22 protein-coding genes are annotated in these 22,024 nt (G+C 60.8%); 10 read left to right on the forward strand and 12 right to left on the reverse strand.

Annotation, left to right across the window (positions count from 1 at the left end; translation table 11 throughout):
- Positions 1–208 precede the first annotated feature (208 nt).
- Positions 209–1,156 (forward strand): IS110 family RNA-guided transposase, encoded by a 948-nt coding sequence (locus PSUM_RS11630; protein WP_033044663.1) that lies wholly within the window; start codon positions 209–211, stop codon positions 1,154–1,156.
- Positions 1,157–1,281: 125 nt separating this feature from the next.
- Here the strand turns inward: PSUM_RS11630 and PSUM_RS11635 are convergent, their stop codons facing one another.
- On the reverse strand, positions 1,282–2,802 hold the full coding sequence (locus PSUM_RS11635) for a sensor histidine kinase (RefSeq protein ID WP_083348255.1): 1,521 nt from the start codon (positions 2,800–2,802) through the stop codon (positions 1,282–1,284).
- The gene (locus tag PSUM_RS11640) at positions 2,799–3,518 is read right to left on the reverse strand and encodes a response regulator transcription factor (protein WP_083348256.1); all 720 of its coding nucleotides are present in this window, start codon (positions 3,516–3,518) and stop codon (positions 2,799–2,801) included. The genes PSUM_RS11635 and PSUM_RS11640 overlap by 4 nt, the downstream gene beginning before the upstream one ends.
- A gap of 285 nt (positions 3,519–3,803) precedes the next feature.
- Here PSUM_RS11640 and msrB point away from each other — a divergent pair, with 285 nt between their 5' ends.
- Positions 3,804–4,322, forward strand: coding sequence for a peptide-methionine (R)-S-oxide reductase MsrB (gene msrB, locus PSUM_RS11645; RefSeq protein ID WP_020795563.1), 519 nt, complete (start codon positions 3,804–3,806; stop codon positions 4,320–4,322).
- Positions 4,323–4,342: 20 nt separating this feature from the next.
- Positions 4,343–5,050: a peptide-methionine (S)-S-oxide reductase MsrA gene (gene msrA, locus PSUM_RS11650; RefSeq protein WP_083348257.1), complete on the forward strand. Its 708-nt coding sequence runs from the start codon at positions 4,343–4,345 to the stop codon at positions 5,048–5,050.
- Between the two features lie 6 nt (positions 5,051–5,056).
- Here the strand turns inward: msrA and PSUM_RS11655 are convergent, their stop codons facing one another.
- Positions 5,057–6,070: a sensor domain-containing diguanylate cyclase gene (locus PSUM_RS11655; RefSeq protein ID WP_083348258.1), complete on the reverse strand. Its 1,014-nt coding sequence runs from the start codon at positions 6,068–6,070 to the stop codon at positions 5,057–5,059.
- 78 nt (positions 6,071–6,148) lie between these two features.
- Entirely contained in the window at positions 6,149–7,054 is a 906-nt protein-coding gene (locus tag PSUM_RS11660) for a LysR family transcriptional regulator (protein ID WP_020795566.1), read from the reverse strand.
- 102 nt (positions 7,055–7,156) lie between these two features.
- Here PSUM_RS11660 and PSUM_RS11665 point away from each other — a divergent pair, with 102 nt between their 5' ends.
- Positions 7,157–8,344: an aspartate aminotransferase family protein gene (locus PSUM_RS11665; RefSeq protein ID WP_020795567.1), complete on the forward strand. Its 1,188-nt coding sequence runs from the start codon at positions 7,157–7,159 to the stop codon at positions 8,342–8,344.
- Here the strand turns inward: PSUM_RS11665 and PSUM_RS11670 are convergent.
- The 4 genes from PSUM_RS11670 to PSUM_RS11685 form a co-directional block, all read right to left on the reverse strand.
- Positions 8,312–8,566, reverse strand: a complete 255-nt coding sequence (locus PSUM_RS11670; protein ID WP_020795568.1) for a Txe/YoeB family addiction module toxin — start codon at positions 8,564–8,566, stop codon at positions 8,312–8,314. The two genes, PSUM_RS11665 and PSUM_RS11670, sit on opposite strands and share 33 nt — an antisense overlap.
- The gene (locus PSUM_RS11675; RefSeq protein WP_020795569.1) at positions 8,563–8,817 is read right to left on the reverse strand and encodes a type II toxin-antitoxin system Phd/YefM family antitoxin; all 255 of its coding nucleotides are present in this window, start codon (positions 8,815–8,817) and stop codon (positions 8,563–8,565) included. The genes PSUM_RS11670 and PSUM_RS11675 overlap by 4 nt, the downstream gene beginning before the upstream one ends.
- A 181-nt stretch (positions 8,818–8,998) precedes the next feature.
- Positions 8,999–9,493 carry a P-loop NTPase family protein gene (locus PSUM_RS11680; RefSeq protein WP_083348259.1) on the reverse strand — a complete coding sequence of 165 codons (495 nt, stop codon included), beginning with the start codon at positions 9,491–9,493 and terminating at the stop codon, positions 8,999–9,001.
- Between the two features lie 141 nt (positions 9,494–9,634).
- Positions 9,635–11,554, reverse strand: a complete 1,920-nt coding sequence (locus tag PSUM_RS11685) for an alkaline phosphatase D family protein (protein ID WP_083348260.1) — start codon at positions 11,552–11,554, stop codon at positions 9,635–9,637.
- 127 nt (positions 11,555–11,681) lie between these two features.
- On the opposite strand from PSUM_RS11685, the gene PSUM_RS11690 reads away from it, so the two are divergent.
- The 6 genes from PSUM_RS11690 to PSUM_RS11715 all read left to right on the forward strand — a co-directional run bounded on the left by PSUM_RS11690 (position 11,682) and on the right by PSUM_RS11715 (position 16,572).
- Complete coding sequence (locus PSUM_RS11690; RefSeq protein WP_083348261.1) at positions 11,682–12,023, forward strand: potassium channel family protein; 342 nt, start codon at positions 11,682–11,684, stop codon at positions 12,021–12,023.
- 59 nt (positions 12,024–12,082) lie between these two features.
- Positions 12,083–12,451, forward strand: coding sequence for a PH domain-containing protein (locus PSUM_RS11695; protein ID WP_020795573.1), 369 nt, complete (start codon positions 12,083–12,085; stop codon positions 12,449–12,451).
- Between the two features lie 158 nt (positions 12,452–12,609).
- Positions 12,610–13,062: a hypothetical protein gene (locus PSUM_RS11700; RefSeq protein WP_020795574.1), complete on the forward strand. Its 453-nt coding sequence runs from the start codon at positions 12,610–12,612 to the stop codon at positions 13,060–13,062.
- Positions 13,063–13,397: 335 nt separating this feature from the next.
- Positions 13,398–14,285, forward strand: a complete 888-nt coding sequence (locus PSUM_RS11705) for a nitrilase family protein (protein WP_020795575.1) — start codon at positions 13,398–13,400, stop codon at positions 14,283–14,285.
- 15 nt (positions 14,286–14,300) lie between these two features.
- Positions 14,301–15,500: a hypothetical protein gene (locus tag PSUM_RS11710; protein ID WP_083348262.1), complete on the forward strand. Its 1,200-nt coding sequence runs from the start codon at positions 14,301–14,303 to the stop codon at positions 15,498–15,500.
- A 76-nt stretch (positions 15,501–15,576) separates the two neighbouring features.
- Complete coding sequence (locus PSUM_RS11715; protein ID WP_083348263.1) at positions 15,577–16,572, forward strand: asparaginase; 996 nt, start codon at positions 15,577–15,579, stop codon at positions 16,570–16,572.
- A 142-nt stretch (positions 16,573–16,714) separates the two neighbouring features.
- Here PSUM_RS11715 and PSUM_RS11720 read toward each other — a convergent pair whose 3' ends face one another.
- From PSUM_RS11720 to PSUM_RS11735, 4 genes are read right to left on the reverse strand one after another with little or no spacing between them, the layout of a single operon-like run.
- Positions 16,715–16,936, reverse strand: coding sequence for a formate dehydrogenase subunit delta (locus PSUM_RS11720; RefSeq protein WP_020795579.1), 222 nt, complete (start codon positions 16,934–16,936; stop codon positions 16,715–16,717).
- Entirely contained in the window at positions 16,933–19,815 is a 2,883-nt protein-coding gene (gene fdhF / locus PSUM_RS11725) for a formate dehydrogenase subunit alpha (RefSeq protein ID WP_083348264.1), read from the reverse strand. Before fdhF ends, PSUM_RS11720 begins: the two co-directional genes overlap by 4 nt.
- Positions 19,812–21,371: a formate dehydrogenase beta subunit gene (locus PSUM_RS11730; protein WP_173667167.1), complete on the reverse strand. Its 1,560-nt coding sequence runs from the start codon at positions 21,369–21,371 to the stop codon at positions 19,812–19,814. The genes fdhF and PSUM_RS11730 overlap by 4 nt, the downstream gene beginning before the upstream one ends.
- Positions 21,368–21,844: a formate dehydrogenase subunit gamma gene (locus PSUM_RS11735; protein WP_020795582.1), complete on the reverse strand. Its 477-nt coding sequence runs from the start codon at positions 21,842–21,844 to the stop codon at positions 21,368–21,370. Before PSUM_RS11735 ends, PSUM_RS11730 begins: the two co-directional genes overlap by 4 nt.
- Positions 21,845–22,024: the final 180 nt, after the last annotated feature.

The following is a 22,024-nucleotide window of genomic DNA, read 5'->3' on the forward strand; positions in this document are numbered from 1 at the left end:
CGCTTGTATGGTAGGACTTGAAGGGAGGAGGAGGGACAAGGCTCGATTCTGACTGTTGACGCAGTACAGACTGTGGGAGAGTTCGCCCCTCCTCCTTTCACCCAAGCGCCGATAAAGAATGCATCTGGCCTAGACCGACGATAGGAACAAGCCTGCGCCTCTGGGTGAGCCCTTCAAGTGCTTAAAACCTTATCCCGGAGGAAAACCTATGGCAATGCCGGTTTCTGTTTCAAAGCCGATCGTGGGCGTGGATGTCGCCAAGAAAGAATTGGTGATTTATCACGCCGAACTGGACCTGCTTGAAGAGATTCCCAACAACAAAATCAGCATCAACAAGTGGTTAAAGGACTTGCCGGGGAGTGTGGCTATTGCTGTTGAAGCCACCAACATCTACCACCTGGAGTTCGCTGACCTGGCCTTTGAGGCCGGCTGCGTGATTTACATGGTGGGCGGCTATGAGCTCAAACATTACCGAGAAGGTGTGAAGGTCCGTGCCAAAACCGATGCACTGGATGCCAAACTGCTTGCTCGCTATCTGAAGAACGAGCATGAAGAACTTCACCCATGGACGCCGCCGACACCGCTGTATCGCCAACTCCTGAGTCTTTTTCGCCGCCGGGCGGCCTTGGTCCAGGCCAGGGTCGGCCTAGTGCAAAGCTGGTCGAATGAGCCCTTGCTGAAGGCTGCTTTTTCCGAGCAAATAAAGTCCATGCAGCAGCTTGAGACGCTGATCGAAAAGACGATCAACGATCAGCTGAAAGAAGCCGGTTTGCTGGGGCAGTTGAAGCGTTGCTTGAAAGTTGAAGGGGTTGGATTTTTGACTGGCGCGCGCTTGCTCACGGCGTTCCAGCGCGGAGACTTCCGAAACGCAGATGCCTTTATCGCCTTTCTTGGAATGGACTTGCGGGTGTCAAAATCAGGGCAAAAAGATGGTCGCCGGAGTTTGACCAAGCGAGGCGATCCAGAAGCCCGCCGCCTTCTGCACAATGCGGCTATGTCGGCGAGTCGAACCGAAGCCTGGAAAGGGTTTTACCAAGAACAAAGAAATCGGGGTTTCAGCACCACTCAAGCCTTGGTGATGCTGGCTCGCAAGCTCGCTCGTATCGTATTCGCCCTGCTGAAGGGGCAGAGTGAATACCAACCGAAAACCAGTTGAGGGCTTCCCCTCAACCATAGAATCTCCCACAGTTGATTCGGGTTGCCACAAATTCTGTGTACGACGCAAATCCCCTGTGGGAGCGAGCCTGCTCGCGAAAGCGGTTTGTCAGGCGCCCTGACTTTTCAGACTTGCCGAGGGGTATTCAGGTTCATCGACCGCACCGCCAATCCCGCCGCAGTCTGTTCATCGATCGGCAACAAAAACCGAAACGTCGCCCCACGCCCCGGCCTGTCGATCAACTGAATCTCAAGCCCATGCAATTGCAGGATGCGGTGCACAATACGCAACCCCAGCCCGCCATCGCGCCGTGCGCCACCGATATTGAACGGCCGCAAAAACAGACCCTCGCGCAATTCGGGAGCAATACCAGGGCCCGTGTCGCTGACAGTCACCTCAATGAATGAGCCTTGTGGGCGCAAACCCAGTTCGATCTCGCCACCTGGCGGTGTATGGCGCAACGCGTTGTCGAAAAGATTGGTCAACACCCGCTCGATCAATCCCAGGTCAGCGCAAGCTGCAGAAACGTTGGGGGCGAACGTGGCCTTCAATTCAACCTGCCGCGCCTCGGCCGTCAGTTCGAACTTCTGGAAAATGTCCTGGACCAGGTCGGTCAGCGAAAAACGCTCCAGCACCGGTTGCACAAAACCATGTTCCAGGCGCACCAGTTCCAGCAGCGACTGCGCCAGCCCGCCGACCTTGCGGCTTTGATCAAGGGCGATGCCCAGGTAGCGGCGGCGGTCGGTGGCGGACAGCGTGGCGTCCTTGAGCGACAGGGTTTCCAGATAGCCGTGCAACGAGGCCAGCGGCGTACGCAGATCGTGGGAGATGTTTGCCACCAGTTCGCGGCGTTCCTGGTCCTGGCGGGTCAATGAGCGCCATTGTTCGCCCAAACGCGCCTGCATCTGCCGGAAGGCAGCGTCGAGAACAGCAATTTCATCGTGGCTGGCGACTTTTTCCAGGGGGACGGGCAGGGCCGGCGTCACCGGGACGCCATCGATGTCGAACTGGCTGACGGTTTCGGTGAGGCGGCGCAATGGCCGGGTGATCAGCGCAAACGCGGTGAGACCGGCAATCAGGCACAACAGCGCGACCAATCCAATGGACATCAGGGCGGTATTGAGCGCAGCACTGGTGGCGCCGCGTTCGGCCAGGCGATCATGGTCTTCGCCCAGCAGCACCACGTAGAGATACCCGACGGCTTTGCCATTGACCTTCAACGGTGCGGCGCTGAACACCTTGCGCGCGTCGACGCTGCGCGGATCATCACCGGTAATCGGCAGGGCGTCGCCCCTGAGCAGGCGCTGGATTGGCGCCAGGTCGACACGCTCGCGTCGAATCCTGCCTTCGGGCGCGGCACTGCCGACAATCTTGCCCTCGGTGTCCAACAGGTACACCTCGACACTGGGGTTGACCTGCATCAGCTTGCTGAACAGATCCCGCACGGCATTGGGCATCAGGCCCTGGGTGTCCATCAGCACCGTGTCACTGGCGATGTGCTGCGCCAGGTCCCGGGACAACCCTTGCACCACTTCCTGTTCATGCATCTGGTTGGAACGCACCTGCAGCCACGCCGAGGTGCCGCAGCACACCAGCAGTAGCACGGCGAACACCAGGGACAGGCGCTGCGTCAGGGTCAGCCTCATGGCGGCGATTCCTCCCCGGTGGCGAACTTGTAGCCGCGGCCCCAGACCGTGAGGATGCGCACCGGTTGCGCCGGGTCGGCCTCGATCTTGGCGCGCAGGCGATTGATGTGGGTGTTGACCGTGTGCTCGTAGCCTTCGTGGCTATAGCCCCAGACGGCGTTGAGCAGGTCCATGCGCGAAAACACCTTGCCCGGCTGGCGGGCGAAGAAGTACAGCAAGTCGAACTCCCGGGGTGTGAGGTCCAGGCGTCGGCCGCCCTGGGACACTTCGCGGGTGATCGGGTCAATGGCCAGTCCGTCGATGAGCAGGCTGCCGGCGTCCATCTTCAGGTTGCGTGCCATGGCATCCACCCGGCGCAGCAAAGCTTTGACCCGGGCCACCAGTTCGAGCATGGAAAATGGCTTGGCCAGGTAATCGTCGGCACCGAGCTCCAGGCCGAGGATCCGGTGCACTTCGCTGGAGCGCGCACTGGTGATGATGATCGGCGTGTAGCGGGCCATGGCGCGGGCGCGGCGGCAGATTTCCAGGCCGTCGACACCGGGCAGCATCAGGTCGAGGATCAGCGCATCCCAGTTGCCTTGCTGCAGCAGGCGCATGCCTTCATTGCCGTCGGCGCTGTGCACCACCTCGAACTGCTCGTCACGCAGGTGCAGGCAAATCAGGTCGGCGATATGCAGGTCGTCCTCGACCACGAGGACGCGTTTGGTCTGTTCCATCCACTTCAATCCTTCGGCGCAATGTGCGTAATGCCACTCACTGTAGGAGCTGCCGAAGGCTGCGATCTTTTGACTTTGATTTAAAAAAACAAGATCAAAAGATCGCAGCCTGCGGCAGCTCCTACAATTAAGTCAGTCAAGTCAGTGAAGTCAGTGAAGGGTCCATTGTGCGGGTTTTTCGTGGCCCGAGTTATCACGAATTGTTTAACTTCCCGTGAGGATTTGGCGATCACCCAAAGCCTAGGCTGTGTTCCATGAAACACCCCTGGATTTTTGGAGACGAGCATGTTTTCACGACGGCAATTTCTTCTCGCGAGCGGCGGGCTGGGGGTGGCAGCCCTGGCAATCGGCCTGTTGCCGAAGTTTTCCACAGGCACGGCATTGATCAGCGATGCCAGCGCCGCCGAGGCGTTCGAAGTGACCCACAGCGACAGCGAATGGCACGCCATCCTGAGCGACGAACAGTATGAAATCCTCCGCGAAGAAGGCACTGAACGGGCCTACAGCAGCCCGCTGAACAACGAGCACCGCGACGGCACATTCCTCTGTGCCGGGTGCCAGTTGCCGCTGTTCTCATCGGCGACCAAGTTCGATAGCCACACCGGCTGGCCGAGTTTCTGGGCGCCGCTGGACAAGGCCGTGGCCACCCGCCAGGACCGTTCCTACGGCATGTCGCGCGAAGAGGTGCACTGCCGGCGTTGCGGCGGGCATCTGGGCCATGTCTTCGACGACGGGCCGAAACCGACCGGTTTGCGTTACTGCATGAACGGTCTGGCGCTCAAGTTCGAGCCCAAAGCCGTCTGAATTTCCCAGGAGTCTGTGACATGAAAAATCTTTTCACCTGGCGCCGCACGCTGTTGGGTCTGGCCGCTGCCGGCATCATCGGCCAATGCTCGGCATTTTCCCTGGGCGGGGCTGAAGAAGGCGTTCTCCTACCCCCGCCGGCCCTCGACGAAACCACCCAGGCCCGCAGCGAAACCGCGGTGTTCGCCGGTGGTTGCTTCTGGGGTGTGCAAGGGGTGTTCCAGCATGTCAAAGGCGTGAAAAATGCCGTCTCCGGTTACGCCGGTGGCAAAGCTGATACAGCGCAATACGAACGCGTCAGCAGCGGCAGTACCGGGCATGCGGAATCGGTGGAAGTGACCTTCGACCCGAGCCAGGTCAGCTACGGCACCTTGCTGCAGATCTACTTCTCCGTGGCCCACAACCCGACCGAACTCAACCGCCAGGGGCCCGACACCGGCACCCAGTACCGCTCGGCGATCTTTACCAAGAGCAGCGAACAGCAACGGGTCGCCCAGGCCTACATTGCCCAGCTCGATGCCGCGCATTCGTTCGACAAGCCGATCGTGACCAAGCTGGAGAGCTTCAACGGTTTTTATCCGGCCGAAGAAGAACACCAGGACTTCCTGACCGAGCACCCGACCTATCCCTACATCGTGATCAATGACTTGCCAAAGGTGGCACAGCTCAAGCAGCTGTACCCGGATCGCTATCAGGAAAAACCGGTGCTGGTGAAGACGGGGATGTGACGGCGGTTATCCGCTGATCACAGTCTTGCCGGCGACTTTCGACCGATACAGTGCCTGATCGGCCCTGGCCATCAGGCCGCTCTGTTGCTCCTCCTCGAAGCGCTGGACCACGCCGAAACTCATGCTCACGTGAAAGTCGCCCACCAATGGCATCTCCGATAGACCCTGGCGGATGGCTTCGGCCAGGGTCCTGGCCTCAGCCAGCGAGGTATCGGGCAGTACCGCGATGAATTCGTCGCCGCCCCAACGGGCCAGCACATCCCCCGCACGCAAACTGCGCTTGACTCGTTCGACCACCTGAATCAAGGCGGCATCGCCCAGTGCATGGCCGTAGTGATCGTTGATGCTCTTGAAATCGTCGATGTCCATGGCGATCAGTGACAACGGCTGGCGAAAGCGCTGGGACCGCTCGCATTCCTGGCGCAGGGCCTGATCCAGGCGATATCGATTGGCAGTCGACGTCAGGGCATCGGTTTCAGCCAACTTACGATTTTCTTCCAGTTGCCTCTGCAGTTGCTGATTGACGCTGGACAGCTCGCGGGTGCGTTCTTCAACGAGGGCCTCAAGGGATTGATTGCGCCGTTCGAGGGCTTCGAGCAGGCGCTTCTTGTCTTCGATGCTGCGGTGGGCACCGACCATCCGCGCCACTGAACCGTCGGCATTGCGTGCCAGCACGTGGCCGCGGTCTTCGATCCAGATATAACGGCCATCATGCGTGCGGCAGCGGTACTCGGCCTGATACACGGGCGTGCGCTGACTCAGGTAGTCATCGAACAGAGCCATCACCTGCGGGAAATCATCGGGGTGGATGATGTTTTCCCAGGTCAACACGTTGTTATCCAGGGAGTGCGGCGTGTAGCCGAGCATTTCGTACCAACGGGCGTTGCGGTAGACGAAGCCGGTGTTGGCGTTCCAGTCCCATATTCCGTCGCTGACCAGTTCCATGATGGTGTGCAGCATGCCTTCGTTCATGTCCGAGACATTGAACTTCAAGGGTTCGATACTCGATGCTTCTCCCATCGCTGCTCTCCCTGGCACACGCCTGATAGCCAATGACCTGCTCAGTCAGGGAGATTAGTCCAAGGCTCGGCGAGGCTGCTAGTGCTTGCCCCACATCTGCACGGCGAAGTCGACGAAACGTCGCAATTTCGGCAGGCGGTAGCGATCCTGGGCATACATCAGGTGCATCGGCCGGCTCGGCGGGTTGAATCCGGGCATCAAGGCCAGCAGTTTGCCGTCCTGGATGTCTTGCTCGACCAGGACATCGGGCAACATCACGATACCCATGCCGGTTCGCGCCGCCTGATGCAGCCCTGCCGAGCTGTTGATCAGCATCGGTCCGCTGACCGCTACCGTGACTTCGCCTTCCGGGCCGGCCAGGCGCCATTCTTTCTCCACCGAATGCCAGTCATCGCCAGCCGGATAGGCGAAGGACAGGCAATCGTGGTGGCGCAGGTCTTCAGGGGTTTGCGGTGCGCCGCGACGGGCCACATACGCCGGCGATGCGCACATGGTCAGGGTGTAGTCGAGCAGCGGGCGGGCGATCAGGTTGGACGCCTCGATAGCGCCCAGGCGAAAGGCCACGTCCAGTCCGTTTTCCAGCAGGTCCGGACGCCGGTTGGTGAGCATCACGTCGAGTTTTACCCTGGGGTAGAGCAGGGCGAATTCGCTCAGGGCGGGTGCCAGTTTTTCCGTGCCGAAGGTCAAGGGCGCCGAGATGCGCAACGTGCCGCTGGGTTCATCCAGCGCTTGCTCGGCCAGGCGTTCGGAATCAGCCACCAGCCCCAACACTTCGAGGCAGCGCTGGTAATACGCAACGCCAAATTCGGTCAACCGCTGGCGCCGGGTCGTGCGGTTGAGCAGGCGCACGCCCAGGCGCTGCTCGAGGGCCTTGAGGTGGTTGCCGACCATGGTCGTGGACATTTTGCACTGCGCAGCGGCGCTCGTCATGCTGCCGGTTTCCACCACCTTGACGTAGACGGTCATTGCCTGGAACAGGTCCATTATCAAGCTCAACTTTAAAATGATTGAAGTATTGCAGTATTTATCCAGTTCAGGTGGCTAACCATACTGCAAAAACACTGACCCTTGATGGAGCTTGATGTCATGACCGCCGCCTGCCTGATGAGCACTTACCAACCCTTGGCCTTGAGTTTCCACAAGGGCCTGGGCACGCGCCTGTGGGACCAGGCCGGTCGTGAATACCTGGACGCGGTGGCCGGGGTGGCGGTGACCAACGTCGGCCACTCTCACCCGAAAATCGTCGCGGCGATCAGCGAACAGGCCGGCCTGTTGCTGCACACTTCCAACCTCTACAGCATCGACTGGCAGCAACGCCTGGCGCGCAAACTGACCCAACTGTCTGGCATGGACCGGGCGTTCTTCAACAACTCCGGGGCCGAGGCCAATGAAACGGCGCTGAAAATTGCCCGCCTGCATGGCTGGCACAAAGGCATCGAGCAACCCTTGGTGGTGGTCATGGAAAACGCTTTCCACGGCCGCACCCTCGGCACCCTGTGCGCCAGCGATGGCCCGGCGGTGCGCCTGGGTTTCAACAAGTTGCCAGGGGACTTCGTCAAAGTGCCGTTCGGCGACCTCAAGGCACTGGACAAGGTGCGCCAGGATCACGGCTCGCGCATCGTGGCCATCCTGATGGAGCCGATCCAGGGCGAAGGCGGTGTGCAGCTGGCACCACCCGGTTACTTGAAAGCCGTGCGCGAGCTCTGCAACCGGCGCTCCTGGTTGTTGATGCTGGATGAAATCCAGACCGGCATCGGCCGTACCGGGCAGTGGTTCGCGTTCCAGCACGAAGGCATCGTCCCGGATGTGATGACCCTGGCCAAAGGCCTGGGTAACGGCGTCCCTATCGGCGCCTGCCTGGCCCGTGGCAGAGCCGCCGAACTCTTTACCCCCGGTAGTCACGGCAGCACCTTCGGCGGCAACCCGCTGGCCTGTCGGGTCGGTTGCACGGTGCTGGACATCATCGAGGAGCAAGGCTTGCTGGAAAATGCCCGGCTTCAGGGCGAACGCCTGATAAGCAGGTTGCGCATGGAATTGGCGGACCAACCGAACGTCCTGGCGATCCGTGGCCAGGGCCTGATGATCGGCATCGAACTCAAGCAACCGATCCGCGACCTGAGCCTGATCGCCGCCCGGGACCACGGGCTGCTGATCAACGTGACGCGGGGGCAAACCATTCGTTTGTTGCCGCCGCTGACGATTGATGAGCGGGAGGTGGAGATGATTGTCAGGGGAGTGAGTTCAGTAGTGGTATCTGCACATGACAACGCATAACTCACCGTCTTCGATGGTGTAGACCAAGCGATGTTCAGCCGTTATCCGGCGCGACCAGAAGCCGCTCAAGTTGTGTTTGAGCGGTTCCGGTTTTCCGAGACCCTCGAACGGTTCACGCAGGATGGCTTTGATCAGCAGGTTGATGCGTTTGAGTCCCGCCTTATCGTTTTGCTGAAACCAAAGGTAGTCGTCCCAGCCTTCAGGAGTGAACTCGATATTCATTCTTCAATGAGTTGCCGAGACTTGGTTTTCCCGGCGCGCAGGTTGCCAATCGACTTGATCAGGCGTTCAGCGTTGGCGGGGGAGCGAAGCAGGTAGGCGGTCTCCTCAAGGGCGTTGTATTCCGCCAGCGACATCATCACCACCGGCTCGCCTTTCTGGCGGGTGACCAGTAGTGGGGTGCGGTCTTCATTGACGCGATCCATGGTTTCAGCCAGGTGCGCGCGTGCGGTGGTGTAATTGATGGTGTGCATGGTGAAATCCTCGCTCGATGCAAGGAACGTACAGAAATCAGTACAGGTTGACAAGGCGATAGCTCCGAATGGTCGTTATGCAATTGGCGCATCAACGCTTCTCCTGAGTATCGTCGAAACCTTCTCGGGACGTTTCCGAGAACGCTGTAGTCCTTATCTGATGAGAAGCCGCGAAGATAAATCAATCGGCGTAGTGCATTGCGCTGGCGAAATCGGTGATTTCAGTCCAGTCCATCAATTGAATTCTGCAACCGTCAAACCCTTCGAACAGCTGCCGATGGGCCGTATATCCGCTGGACCCATCGCGCTGGCGATAGCTCCCCGCCCACTCCAGCAGGGCGATCAGGCGTTCGTCGTCGTTGGCTTCACGTTGGCGGATGTTGGCGACGCAAACCTCGTCGGCAACGCTCAACCAGATCAGCGTCGTCGTGCGGGGCAGCAGTTCGCTGGCGATCCAGCCATACACGCCTTCGATCACCCAGCGTTCTTGCTCGGCCGCGATCCTCGCCATGGCCAAGGCTTCGGCGCGGGGGCGGGCGATGCTGTGTTCGTCGGACAGCCAGTGAATGCGGTCGAGATCGGTCCATGGCACCTGCAATCGCTCGGCCAGGCGTTGCGCCAGCCAGCTCTTGCCGGAGCCGGAGTTACCGATGATCAGGGTTCGGATGAGGTCCATGAGCGACACCGATCAAAGTGTGGGAGCGAGCCTGCTCGCGAAAGCGGTGTATCAGGTAGCATAAATGCTGAATGTTAAGCAGTCTTCGCGAGCAGGTCGGATCGCCGCACCGTCGCTCCCACAGGTTCTGCGTACAGCCCCTCAGTCATCGTTTGCAGGCGCCACCATCCGCGTCTTCGGCGCGCCATTGGCGTTGTGCTGAAAAATATCCCGGGGCTGCCCTTGTTCATTGAAGTACACCTGGCCGATCCCCGCCGAATTCCACAGTCGCTCGCCCGCTTCGGCATGTTCGGGCACGTGCGGCACGATGCGCATGCGTCGGCGCTTGGTCAGCCAGTTCAGGGGCGAGCGCGGTGAGTACAGCCAGCGATTGAGGCGGTCGAACCACTCCAGCAGGGTCGGTGGAAATTCGTTCTTGATCCCGCTGCTGGTGATCTGCCAGATGCGCGGGCCGGCCTTGCGGTGGCGGATCAGCACTTCGTAGACGAAGGAGTAATGCACATCGCCGGACAGCACCACATAGTTACCCGGCGTGCGCGAGTGGCGGAAGATGTTCAGGATCACCTGGGCCGCGCCGCGATGGGCCATCCAGTTCTCGGCGTCCACCAGCAGTGGATAGCCCAGCCAGCTGAACACTCTTTGCACGGTTTCAATCAGTTTGACGCCGAAGATCGGTGCCGGCGACACGATGATCGCCGAGGGGTGATCGAGCAGCTCCTGCTGCAGTTCGCAGAGGGCTTCCCAGTCCAGCAGGCCCGACGGTTGCTTGAGGTTCATCTCGCTGCGCCAGCGCCGGGTACGGGTATCGAGCACCACCATGGCCGGTGTGGTGGGCAGCACGTAATGCCAATGCTGGAAGCGCAGCAGCTCATCGATCAAAGCGTCCTGGACATCGCTGTCGAGGTAGCGATCATCGCCGGTGGCGCTGAGCAAACGGGTCTTTTCCAGGACAGCGGTGAAGGCATCCGGATTGTTGCCCCAGCCCTGGCACAACATGTAGGCAAGCAGCGCATTGCCGATGATGCGTTTGGAAAACGGATGACCATAGGCCGTTTCTTCCCATTGTGCGGAAAGATTCCAGTCGTCGGTAATGTCGTGGTCGTCGAAGATCATCAGCGTCGGCACGTGCGCCAGCGCCCGCGCGACCTTGCCCAAGCCGGCCTTGAAACCGTCGATGCGCGTCTGCTCCAGGGCATAACGCTCGCGCCGTTCCTTGATCAGTTTCGGCGGTTTGGGCGCGATCAAGGCCCAGGGCGTTGGCGACCAGACCAGCAGGTACATGGCCATGACTTCGGCGAACGTCACCAGGTGATTGTCGGCACTGCTGCTGGTGAAAATCGGCTTGCGCGCACCGCCGAAAAAGCGCTCGCGCAGGGTTTCGTTGCTCTCCAGCGCCGGTAACAAATCCGCGCGGTGGTAATAACAGGCCGCGTGCCCGTAAAGCTCGGCGCTGTCGCTGACCACGGCGCCCTCCAGATGCTCACCGAACAACCCCAGGCGTTCGATCAAGGCATGGATCGCCCGCAGGGTCGGTCCGGCAACATCATCGGCGTAGACCTGATCGCCGCTCATCATCAGCAGCGCCGGACGGTCCGTGGCCGGATGGTCTTGCGCCAACAGCTCGTCGACACACAGCAGCCCGTCGGTGGCCGGGTGATGGGGTTTGCGGCAGGAGCCGTGCAGCAACTGATCGACGCGAGCGCGCAGGACAAAGTTCGGCGCAGTGGCGTCGCCATACAACAGATGCGGCGCCCAGGTGGCGATGCCGGTCCCGTCATCGATCAGCAGGTCGTATTCGATCAATTCATCGCAGGGCAGGGCAACGTCCAGCGCCACATCAATCAGGTGCACAAACCCATGGGTACCCACCGCAACGACCGTGCACTGCGCGGCATCGAGGCGAATATCGCCCACGCCCTGCAAGCGCAGCGTCAGCTCCAGCGCCCGAGAGCCCACCAGCCACAGCACCAGCCGCGTGGGTTCCAGGCGTCGCAACAGCGGGCCGGCCAGCACGGGTGGCAGCGATTGAGGGGCATCGGGTATTGGCAGCGCTTGGGACATCCGGGATACAAACTCTTGAAGATACAGAGGCGGGCGATGATAGCGCAGCTGACGGCGACACAGGCTAAAGTGAAGTGGCGATTGCGTCTGTCACGAAATGATCCGCCGCCCCCAGGATACCCATGACATGAAGCCCACCCATACCTCGCACATCCGTCGAGAGTTCTACAAAGCCGTAGGTTACTACCTGCGAATTGTCTGGCCGATTTTTTCCACCATGCTGGTCGTCATCGTCATCTGCGGCCTGATCATCAGCTACCTGGAAGGCTGGGACGCTTTCGACGGCATTTACTTCGGTTTCGTGACCGGGTTGACCATCGGCTACGGCGAACTCGTGCCGAAACTGCCGATGTCGCGAATACTCGCGATATTGCTGGGGTTCAACGGCGTGCTGCTCACCGCGATCTTTGCGGCGATCAGCGTGCGGGCGATCGAGAGTGCGGTACGCACGACCGGCGGAGAAAAGTAAGGCAGCCGATGGCATGAAGTCGTGCTTAGATGCACTTTTTGACAATCAGGGAGAGGCCAATGATCGACTTCAACAACAAGGGATTCTTCAAGCTCAAGCAAAATGCGGAATACGCCGAACGCGTTGCCGACCTTTTGCTCGACGGCGAACAGGTCATCGATTCCTACAAGTCCATGCGCGACGGCGTGGTGTTCACCAACAAGCGCATCATTGCGGTGAACGTACAAGGCATCACCGGCAGCAAGAAAGACTTCACCTCGTTGCCATACAAAAACATCGTGGCGTATTCGGTGGAAACCTCGGGGACGTTCGACCTGGATTCCGAGCTGGAAATCTACTTTTCGTCATTGGGCAAAGTAAAATTCGAGTTCACCGGCAAGACCTCGATGGTCGAGATCTCCAAGCTGATCTCCCAACACCTGCTCTAACACCCCCTGTAGGAGCGAGCACGCTCCGGGCGGCGTTCCGACGATGGTCGTCAACGATAACGCGGGAAGCCTGGCACCCCGCAGGCATGGGTCACCGCTCCATCCCACCATACTTTTCGCAGCCATTGGCCAAGTTGTTGATCAATAAGAGGGCAATCATGAACAGAATCATCCTGCCAGTGCTGGCAATCCTGCTGACCGCGCAATCCCCGGCGTTTGCCATCAACGACAAGTACCGCAAGCAACTCGAGCAATCGGGCTGCACCCAGGTCAGCGAGACCCAGGGCTGTGATATCCACAAGAGCAAGGCGGAAAACGCCAAGGCCGGGTTCACCAACCCCGCCACGGACAACTCGACGACCCAGACGCCCTATGCCGGCCAGTGGGTAGCCAAAAGCGATGCAGGCGCGACAGTGGCCACCATCCGCATCGATGCCAAGGAACAGGTCTGGGTGAACGGCAAACGGGTTGACGCCAAACGCACCGACGGCACCCTGCAATTTCACCAGGGCAAACTTACCTTCACGCTTCAAGGTGATCGGCGGCTGACGGGCGAGGATTACTGGACGGACAGTGATGCAGGGACCAAGGGGCCGATTGAGATCGAGTGATCCAAACAGGAACTCGAGAGCGATGCATACCGCTGTGGGAGCGGGCTTGCCCGCGAAGGCGTTCGCACGGACGGTATCCCCGTTGAAAGTAATGGCCTTTTCGCGGGCAAGCCCGCTCCCACAGGGGTTGTGGTGAATTTTAGGGTTCTTCACACACAAAAAGGGCCTGCAAATGCGGACCCTTTTTCCGAATCAAACTAAAACAACTCCCTCATACATCTTCGGACACAGGCTACAGCCTTACCGGAAGCATCTGACTTACGCCCGCTGGCATTTCGACTCTCATAAACACGCAATCAAACAGCGTGAATAAAAATAAAAAGAGGTCACCCGAAATGAGCGAGCCAACAAGCCCTGTGCGTGTAGCAGTCGTGCAATTCGATCCACAAGTCGGCATTGAAAATTGTGATGCAAATCTGTGTCGCAGCCTGGAATTGGCGCTGGAGGCGGTCAACGGCGGTGCGAATCTTATCGTGCTGCCTGAGCTGTCCAGCACCGGTTATTTCTTCAGCAGTCGGCAGGATGCCTTTGCACATGCGCAGTTGATACCCGGCGGGCCAAGCGCGCAACTGTGGATCGATTTTGCCTGCAGGCACAACGTCTACCTCGTGGCCGGCCTGGCGGAGCGCGACGGCATGCGACTGTTCAACACCGCGATGTTGGTCGGCCCTGACGGTTTTATCGGCAAGTATCGAAAGGCGCATTTGTGGAACCTGGAGAAACTCTGGTTCACACCCGGCGATCTGGGGTTTCCGGTTTTTGATACGCCGATTGGTCGAATCGGCATGTTGATTTGCTGGGATATCTGGTTCCCCGAGGTGCCACGCATCCTGAGTCAACAAGGCGCCGACATCATTTGCAGTCCCAATAACTGGGTCTGGACACCGCCGCCGCTGTTCGACGATGCCGGCAAATGCATGGCGTCGTACCTGACGATGACAGCGGCGCACGTAAACAATGTGTTTATCGCCGCTGCCAGCCGGATCGGTGAGGAACGAGGTGCCCGCTACCTCGGATGCTCGCTGATCGCTGGCACCAATGGCTGGCCGATTGGCGCCGTAGCCTCGGCAGACCAGGAGGAAATCCTGTATGCCGATATTGACCTGACCAGCTCCCGCAGCGCCCCCATCTGGAACAACCTGAACGATCTGCATCGTGACCGTAGAGCCGACCTCTACGATCAGATGCTCGGCTACACCCAACACCCATGTCTCCCACGCTGATAGGGGAGACCTGACATGCAAACGACTACCGACAAAAACCGCATTGCCCACAGATCGCCATTTGATATGGCGGTCATCCTGATGCTGGTCGACGCGACATTGCTGATCATCTGGCTTTCATTCACCTATCGCTCGCTCTGGGCCGCGCATTGGCCGAGTTATAGCGACATGGTGTCGAGCCTTTCCCAGCCGAGTGCCTGGTTGCGCTGGCTGCTTGGCGACATCAGCGAGGTGGCGTTCTACAAACACGAGTTCGCCTCGATCGGACTCTTGGCGGGCGCCTATCTCGCCTATTGGGCGAATCGAACGGGCAGAGCCTGGCAAGGCTTCAGCATTGCCTACGGCACCGGGTTATGGCCGTGGCTGATCACCAGTTCGTTGCTCGGGTTGTTGCTGAGTAACGTGCTGTGGGGCTGGACGGTGACCGCCACCAGCTGGCAACCGACATTCGCCGCGTTCGTGTCGCTGCCAGCGGCGATGGTGCTGATGTTTGGCAGGGGCTGGAAGGTCACGATCAACGGCGCAATCATGGGGGCCGTACTCGTCACACCCATGTGCCTGTTGATCGTTAATTACCTGTGTAACCCCTTGGGGTTGCCAGCGGTGATCGGCAATGTGCTGGGCATGGCGGTCGCCAGCGTCGTGGCATTTCTACTGTGCCGCTATCGACCCGGTCTGATGAAGTCCGAGCAGTCCGTGATACCACCCGCCAAGTCTCCCGCGCCCGTCACCAAAGCGCCCGACTACGGGGTCGTCTGGAGCCTGCGCCGGGTCTTGGCAGACTTTTCCGAAGCGCCATTCTTTGGCAATGAACTGGCCAGTCTTGGCTTGTTACTGGGGGTATTGCTGGCGTACGCGATGAACCCGATCAGCCCGGCGTACGGGTCGGGACTATTGCTGCATATCATCGCTGCACAAGCGCTGAGCTCGGCCATCGGGGTGCTGGTGTGGCGTCGACAATGGATGTTGCGCGGCTGGTACCCCACTTACGTGCCTCTGGTGTCAGTGGTGCCCGCTGCGATCCTGACCCATGGTGGCAGTGGGCTGGTGATCGCCTCGAGTGCGTTGCTGGGGGCATTGATCGCACCGCCCCTGGCCTGTGCGATTGCCAAGCGATTGCCGGCCGACATGCATACCTACATCGGCAATGTCCTGTCCATGGCCATCAGCACGTTGTTGATCGTGCCGCTGATCGGCGTTCTTATCGCGGAGTAAATGCCCCCGCCCCTTCGGCTGTCCCCGTCTTGAACCGGGTACAGCCACCTCTCCTCCTGAACACGTGAGGTATCACATGGATCTGCCCAAACTAGCTATCGCGGCGCTCGGTGGCACAGTGAGCATGCAAGCCAGGAATGCTGGCGAAGGCGTTATCCCGACCGTCAGCGGCGAGACTCTACTGGCGTCCGTTCCGCAATTGACGACGCTTGCCCGGGTGACCGTTGAAACCCTTGGACTGCTTCCCAGCGCTTCACTGGATTTCGAACTTTTACTGAACGTATTGTCTTGGGCAGAATTTCAAATCAAACAAGGCGCCGTGGGTGTCGTGTTGATCCAAGGCACCGACACACTCGAAGAAACGGCAGTTTTTTTCGATTACCTGTGGCCTCACGACGCGCCGCTGGTGCTGACCGGTGCGATGCGCTCGGCAGCACAGCCGGGGGCCGAGGGGCCAGCGAATCTGCTGGATGCATGCCGCGTAGCGCTGTCCGAGAATAGCCGGCGGCGGGGCGTTCAGGTCGTTATGAACGGGGAGATTCATCAAGCGAGACGCGTGCGCAAAACCGATTCGCTGGCGCTGCAGGCGTTTACCTCTCCGGTCGTGGGGCCTACAGGCTTGATCATGGAAGACCGCGTTCACTACCTGCGTGCGCCGGCTCAGCGCACGGTTTTGCCTTTGCCACACCAGAAAACACAGAAGATTGCGATGCTCGAGGCATCCCTCTCGGCCGACACGCTGTTTCTGGAAAGCACCCTCACCCTCGGTTATGACGGGCTGGTGATAGCCGGTTTCGGCGCCGGACATGTCTCGCAGAGCTGGGCGACCGTGATTGAGCACGTCGCCGAAAGTATCCCGGTCATCATCGCGACTCGCACCGGTTCCGGCTCTACCGCGCAAGCCAGCTATGGTTTTCACGGCAGTGAGATGGATTTGATTCGCAAGGGTGCATCGATGGCGGGATTTCTATGTCCGCGTAAAGCCAGGGTACTGCTTTGGCTGTTGCTTGGTTGTCAGCGGCAACATGAGTTGTCGCGCTACCTCAAAGACGAAAGCTGCATTCAAAATTGATACATAACCCTGTAGGAGCGAGCATGTCGAATCGTCGCACCGTCGCGATGGTCGTTAACGCTGACGGGGGAAGCCTGGCACCCCGCGGCGTTCTCGAGTCCATCGCGAGCATGCTCGCTCCTACAGGTTTTCCGCCAGCAGGCTAAGCCTCCCAACCCGCTCCACTGACCGCCTCTTGCGCCAGCGGGTGCATATCCGCGCCATGATGCTCGGTCTGCCAGGCCAGCAGCTCCTTGCGCATGCCCGGCGTCCAGTACATCTGCAGATGATTACGCACACCCAGTACTGCCTGTTGCCGGTCCGGTTCGCTGGCGAAGTACTGGGCGATCTGGTTGGCCATCTTGATCAGGTTTTCGGTGCTCATCGGCGCACCTCTGCCTTATCGCCACGGGCATGACGGCGTTCCTTGAGCAAGCGGTGCTGTTCTTCGGTGAATTCCTGGAAGCGTTTTTGCCACTCCGAAGGGTGGTACACGCGGCTGACCTCCACGGCCGTGACCTTGTACTCCGGACAGTTGGTGGCCCAGTCGGAGTTGTCGGTGGTGATAACGTTGGCCCCCGATTCCGGGAAGTGGAAGGTGGTGTACACCACGCCCGGCGCCACTCGTTCAGTGACCCGCGCGCGCAGCACGGTCTGCCCGGCGCGGCTGCCGATGCCGACCCAGTCGCCTTCGTTGATGCCACGGCTCTCGGCGTCGGTCGGGTGGATTTCCAGGCGGTCTTCATCGTGCCAGGCGACGTTTTCGGTGCGCCGGGTCTGGGCGCCGACGTTGTACTGGCTGAGGATGCGCCCGGTGGTCAGCAGCAGCGGATAGCGGCTGTTGACCTTCTCCTCGGTGGGCACGTAGCCGGTGAGCATGAAGCGCCCCTTGCCGCGCACGAATTGATCGATGTGCATGGTCGGCGTACCGTCCGGTGCCTCGGCGTTGCACGGCCATTGCAGGCTGCCGTGGCGCTCGAGTTCGGCGTAGCTGACGTTGGTGAAGGTCGGCGTCAGGCGGGCGATTTCATCCATGATTTCCGATGGATGCTTGTAGTTCATCGGGTAACCCAAGGCATTGGCCAGCGCCACCGTACCTTCCCAGTCGGCCTTGCCGCCCAGGGGATCCATGACCTTGCGTACCCGCGAGATGCGCCGCTCGGCGTTGGTGAAGGTGCCGTCCTTCTCCAGGAACGAAGCGCCCGGCAGGAACACGTGGGCGAACTTGGCGGTTTCGTTGAGGAAGATATCCTGCACCACCACGCACTCCATGGCCGACAGGGCCGCGGTGACGTGCTGGGTGTTCGGGTCACTCTGGGCGATGTCTTCGCCCTGGCAGTACAAGCCCTTGAAACTGCCGGCCAGCGCCGACTCGAACATGTTGGGAATGCGCAAGCCCGGATCGGGTTGCAACGTGACGTTCCACGCCTGCTCGAACTGCGCCCGCACCACTTCGTTGGAAATGTGCCGGTAGCCGGGCAACTCGTGAGGGAAGGAGCCCATGTCGCAGGAGCCCTGCACGTTGTTCTGCCCGCGTAGCGGGTTCACGCCCACACCTTCGCGGCCGATGTTGCCGGTGGCCATGGCCAGGTTGGCGATGCCCATCACCGCGGTGCTGCCCTGGCTGTGCTCGGTGACGCCCAGGCCGTAATAGATCGCGGCGTTGCCGCCAGTGGCGTACAGGCGCGCGGCAGCACGAATATCGGCGGCGTCGACCCCACAGACTGGGGCAAGGGCTTCCGGTGAATTCTCCGCACGGCTGACAAACTCGCTCCAGCGGGCGAAATCGTTGCCCTCGCAGCGGGCGTCGATGAAGGGCTGGTTGAGCAGGCCTTCGGTGACGATCACATGGGCCAGGGCGTTGAGCATGGCGACGTTGGTGCCGGGACGCAGGGCCAGGTGATAGTCGGCGCGGGCATGCACCGAGTCCACCAGATCGATACGCCGTGGATCGATGACGATCAGCCGCGCGCCTTCACGCAGGCGGCGCTTGAGTTGCGAAGCGAACACCGGGTGCGCATCGCTCGGGTTGGCGCCCATCACCAGGATCACGTCGGCCTGCATCACCGAGTCGAAACTCTGGGTGCCAGCGGACTCGCCCAGCGTTTGCTTCAAGCCATAACCGGTCGGCGAATGGCAGACCCGGGCACAGGTGTCGACGTTGTTGTTGCCGAACGCGGCGCGCACCAGTTTCTGCACCAGGTAGGTTTCTTCGTTGGTGCAGCGGCTGGAGGTGATGCCGCCGATGGAATCGCGGCCATATTTCTGCTGCAGGCGGCGGAATTCGCTGGCGGCGTAGGTCACCGCTTCATCCCAGCTGACTTCCTGCCACGGGTCGTTGATGTGCTTGCGGATCATCGGCTTGGTGATGCGATCCGGGTGGGTGGCGTAGCCCCAGGCAAAGCGCCCCTTGACGCAGGAGTGGCCGTGGTTGGCCTGGCCGTTCTTGTCCGGGACCATGCGCACCAGTTGGTCGCCTTTCATCTCGGCGCGGAACGAGCAACCCACGCCGCAATAGGCGCAGGTGGTGATCACGCTGTGTTCGGGCTGACCCAGTTCGACCACACTTTTTTCCATCAGCGTGGCGGTCGGGCAGGCCTGTACACAGGCGCCGCAGGACACGCATTCCGAATCGAGGAAGTTATCCCCGCCCGCCGCCGCCACCCGGGATTCAAAACCACGTCCGGTGATGGTCAAGGCAAAGGTGCCCTGGGTTTCTTCGCAGGCACGCACGCAGCGGTTGCAGACGATGCACTTGCTCGGGTCGTAGTCGAAGTAGGGGTTGGAAGTGTCCTTCACATCGGCCAGATGATTGTCGCCTTCATAGCCGTAACGCACCTCCCGCAGGCCGACCTGACCGGCCACGGTTTGCAGTTCGCAGTTGCCGTTGGCCGAGCAGGTCAGGCAGTCCAGCGGGTGATCGGAGATGTACAGCTCCATGACGTTGCGCCGCAGGGTCGCGAGCTTCGGCGTCTGGGTGTGCACGGTCATGCCTTCGGTGACCGGCGTGGTGCAGGACGCGGGATAGCCGCGCATACCGTCGATCTCCACCAGGCACATGCGGCAGGAGCCGAAGGCTTCCAAGCTGTCGGTGGCGCAGAGTTTGGGAATGGTGGTGCCCAGCAATGCCGCAGCGCGCATCACCGAAGTGCCTTCGGGCACGCTGATGGTTTGACCATCGATGTTCAGGGTGACCTGCACCTGGCTGTCGCGGGCTGGCGTGCCCAGATCCATGTCGGTTTTCGGATCGAATACAGTGATCATTGCTCGGCCTCCGAGGGCTGCAAGCCGAAGTCGGCGGGGAAGTACTTGAGGGCGCTGGCGACCGGAAAGGAGACCATGCCGCCCAAGGCGCACAGCGAACCGTATTGCATCGTGTCGCACAGGTCCTTGAGGATGATCACTTGCTGATCACGACCAGCCTGATCTGGCGCGGCCAGCAAGCGGTCGATCACCTCCACGCCCCGGGTCGAGCCGATACGGCACGGCGTGCATTTGCCACAGGATTCCTCGGCGCAGAACTCCATGGCGAACCGCGCCATGTGGGCCATGTCCAGCGTATCGTCCGCCACCACCACACCACCGTGACCGAGCATCGCGCCCATGGCGGCGAAGGCCTCGTAATCCAGCGGCGTGTCGAATTGCGCCGGCGGCACCCAGGCGCCAAGCGGGCCACCCACCTGCGCAGCCTTCAGCGGTCGGCCACTGGCAGTGCCGCCGCCGTAGCCTTCCACCAACTCGCGCAGGGTCAGGCCAAAGGCCCGTTCCACCAGGCCGCCGTGACGAACATTGCCCGCCAACTGGAAGGGCATGGTGCCCAGGGAACGGCCCATGCCGTAGTCGCGATAGAACTGCGCACCCTTGGCCAAAATCAGCGGCGCCGAGGCCAGGGTCAGCACGTTGTGCACCAGCGTCGGCTGGCCGAACAGGCCCTGCAACGCGGGGATCGGCGGCTTGGCGCGAACGACCCCGCGCTTGCCTTCGAGCGAATCCAGCAGCGCGGTTTCCTCACCGCAGATGTACGCGCCAGCACCGACCCGCACTTCCATATCGAACGCCTGGCCGCTGCCGCCGACATTGGCGCCGAGGTAACCGTTCGACCGGGCAATCTCCAGCGCGTTGCGCAAGGTGGCCACGGCATCCGGGTATTCCGAGCGCACATAGATATAGCCGTAGGTGGCGCCGGTGCAGAGACCGGCAATGGCCATGCCTTCGATCAGCAGGAAAGGGTCGCCTTCCATCAACATGCGGTCGGCAAAGGTGCCGGAGTCGCCTTCGTCGGCGTTGCACACAATGTACTTTTGCGCAGCCTGGGTGCCGCGCACCGTGCGCCATTTGATCCCGGCGGGGAAAGCCGCGCCGCCACGGCCACGCAGGCCCGAATCGAACACCGCTGTGGCGGTTTGCTCGCCGCCGATGGCGACAGCCCTTGCCAGGCCTTCGAAACCGCCGTGGGCGCGGTAGTCGTCCAGCGATAGAGGCCGGGTAATGCCGGCGCGGGCGAACAGCAGGCGTTGTTGGGTCTTCAGATAAGGCAGCTCTTCTACCAGGCCCAGGGACAGAGGATGTTCGGTTGAGCTGCTTAGGGCTTCGAGAACGGACGGCACATCGGCAGCGGTCAGCGGACCAAAGCCGATCCGGCCTTGTGGCGAGTCCACCTCCAGCAACGGCTCCAGCCAATACAGGCCGCGCGAACTGGTGCGCTGCAACTCCAGCGGCAGGTTGCGCTCCCTGGCCTGAGTGATCAGCGCCGTGGACACCTCATCGGCCCCCACGGCACGGGCCAGCGAGTCGGTCGGCAGATAAAGAGTCGGCATCATGCGTCCTCCCGGCAAGCGTCGAGCAAGGCATCCAGACGCTCAGCGCTCAGCCGCGCATGCACCCGGCCGTCCAGCTCCAGGGCCGGCGAGCAGGCACAAGCACCCAGGCAATACACCGGCCGCAAACTGATGCTGCCATCGGCGCTGCTGCCGTGATCATCCAGCTGCAGACGCTCACGCAATTGCGCCGCCAACTGCTCGGCACCGCGGCTCTTGCACGACTCGGCGCGGCACAGCCGCAGGATATGCCGGGCAGGCGGCGCAGTACGGAAGTCATGGTAAAAACTGATCACCCCGCGCACCTCGGCCTGACTCTGGTTCAGCGCGTGGGCAATCTCGGGCACGGCCGCATCGGGGATATACCCAATGCGCTCCTGAATATCATGAAGAATCGGCAACAGAGCACCGGGAGTGCCCTTATGGCGCTCCAGCAGGGTATTGACCACAGACAGGTGCAACTCAACATCAGGCATTCAGCAATCCTCACGGTCACGGACAAACCAGAAGGTCGTCGGTCGTCCGAAAGTGTCGGCTGCGGCACTCACACCACGTCACGGCATCGTGGCATTGACAGGCCGTTGGCCAGGGCACCCTGAGCGGGCATCTTGTTGTGCCCGGCACGGTCTTCGCCGCACCTCAACTGGGCATAAAGG

This window comes from Pseudomonas umsongensis (assembly GCF_002236105.1).
GTDB classification, from domain to species: Bacteria; Pseudomonadota; Gammaproteobacteria; order Pseudomonadales; family Pseudomonadaceae; genus Aquipseudomonas; species Aquipseudomonas umsongensis.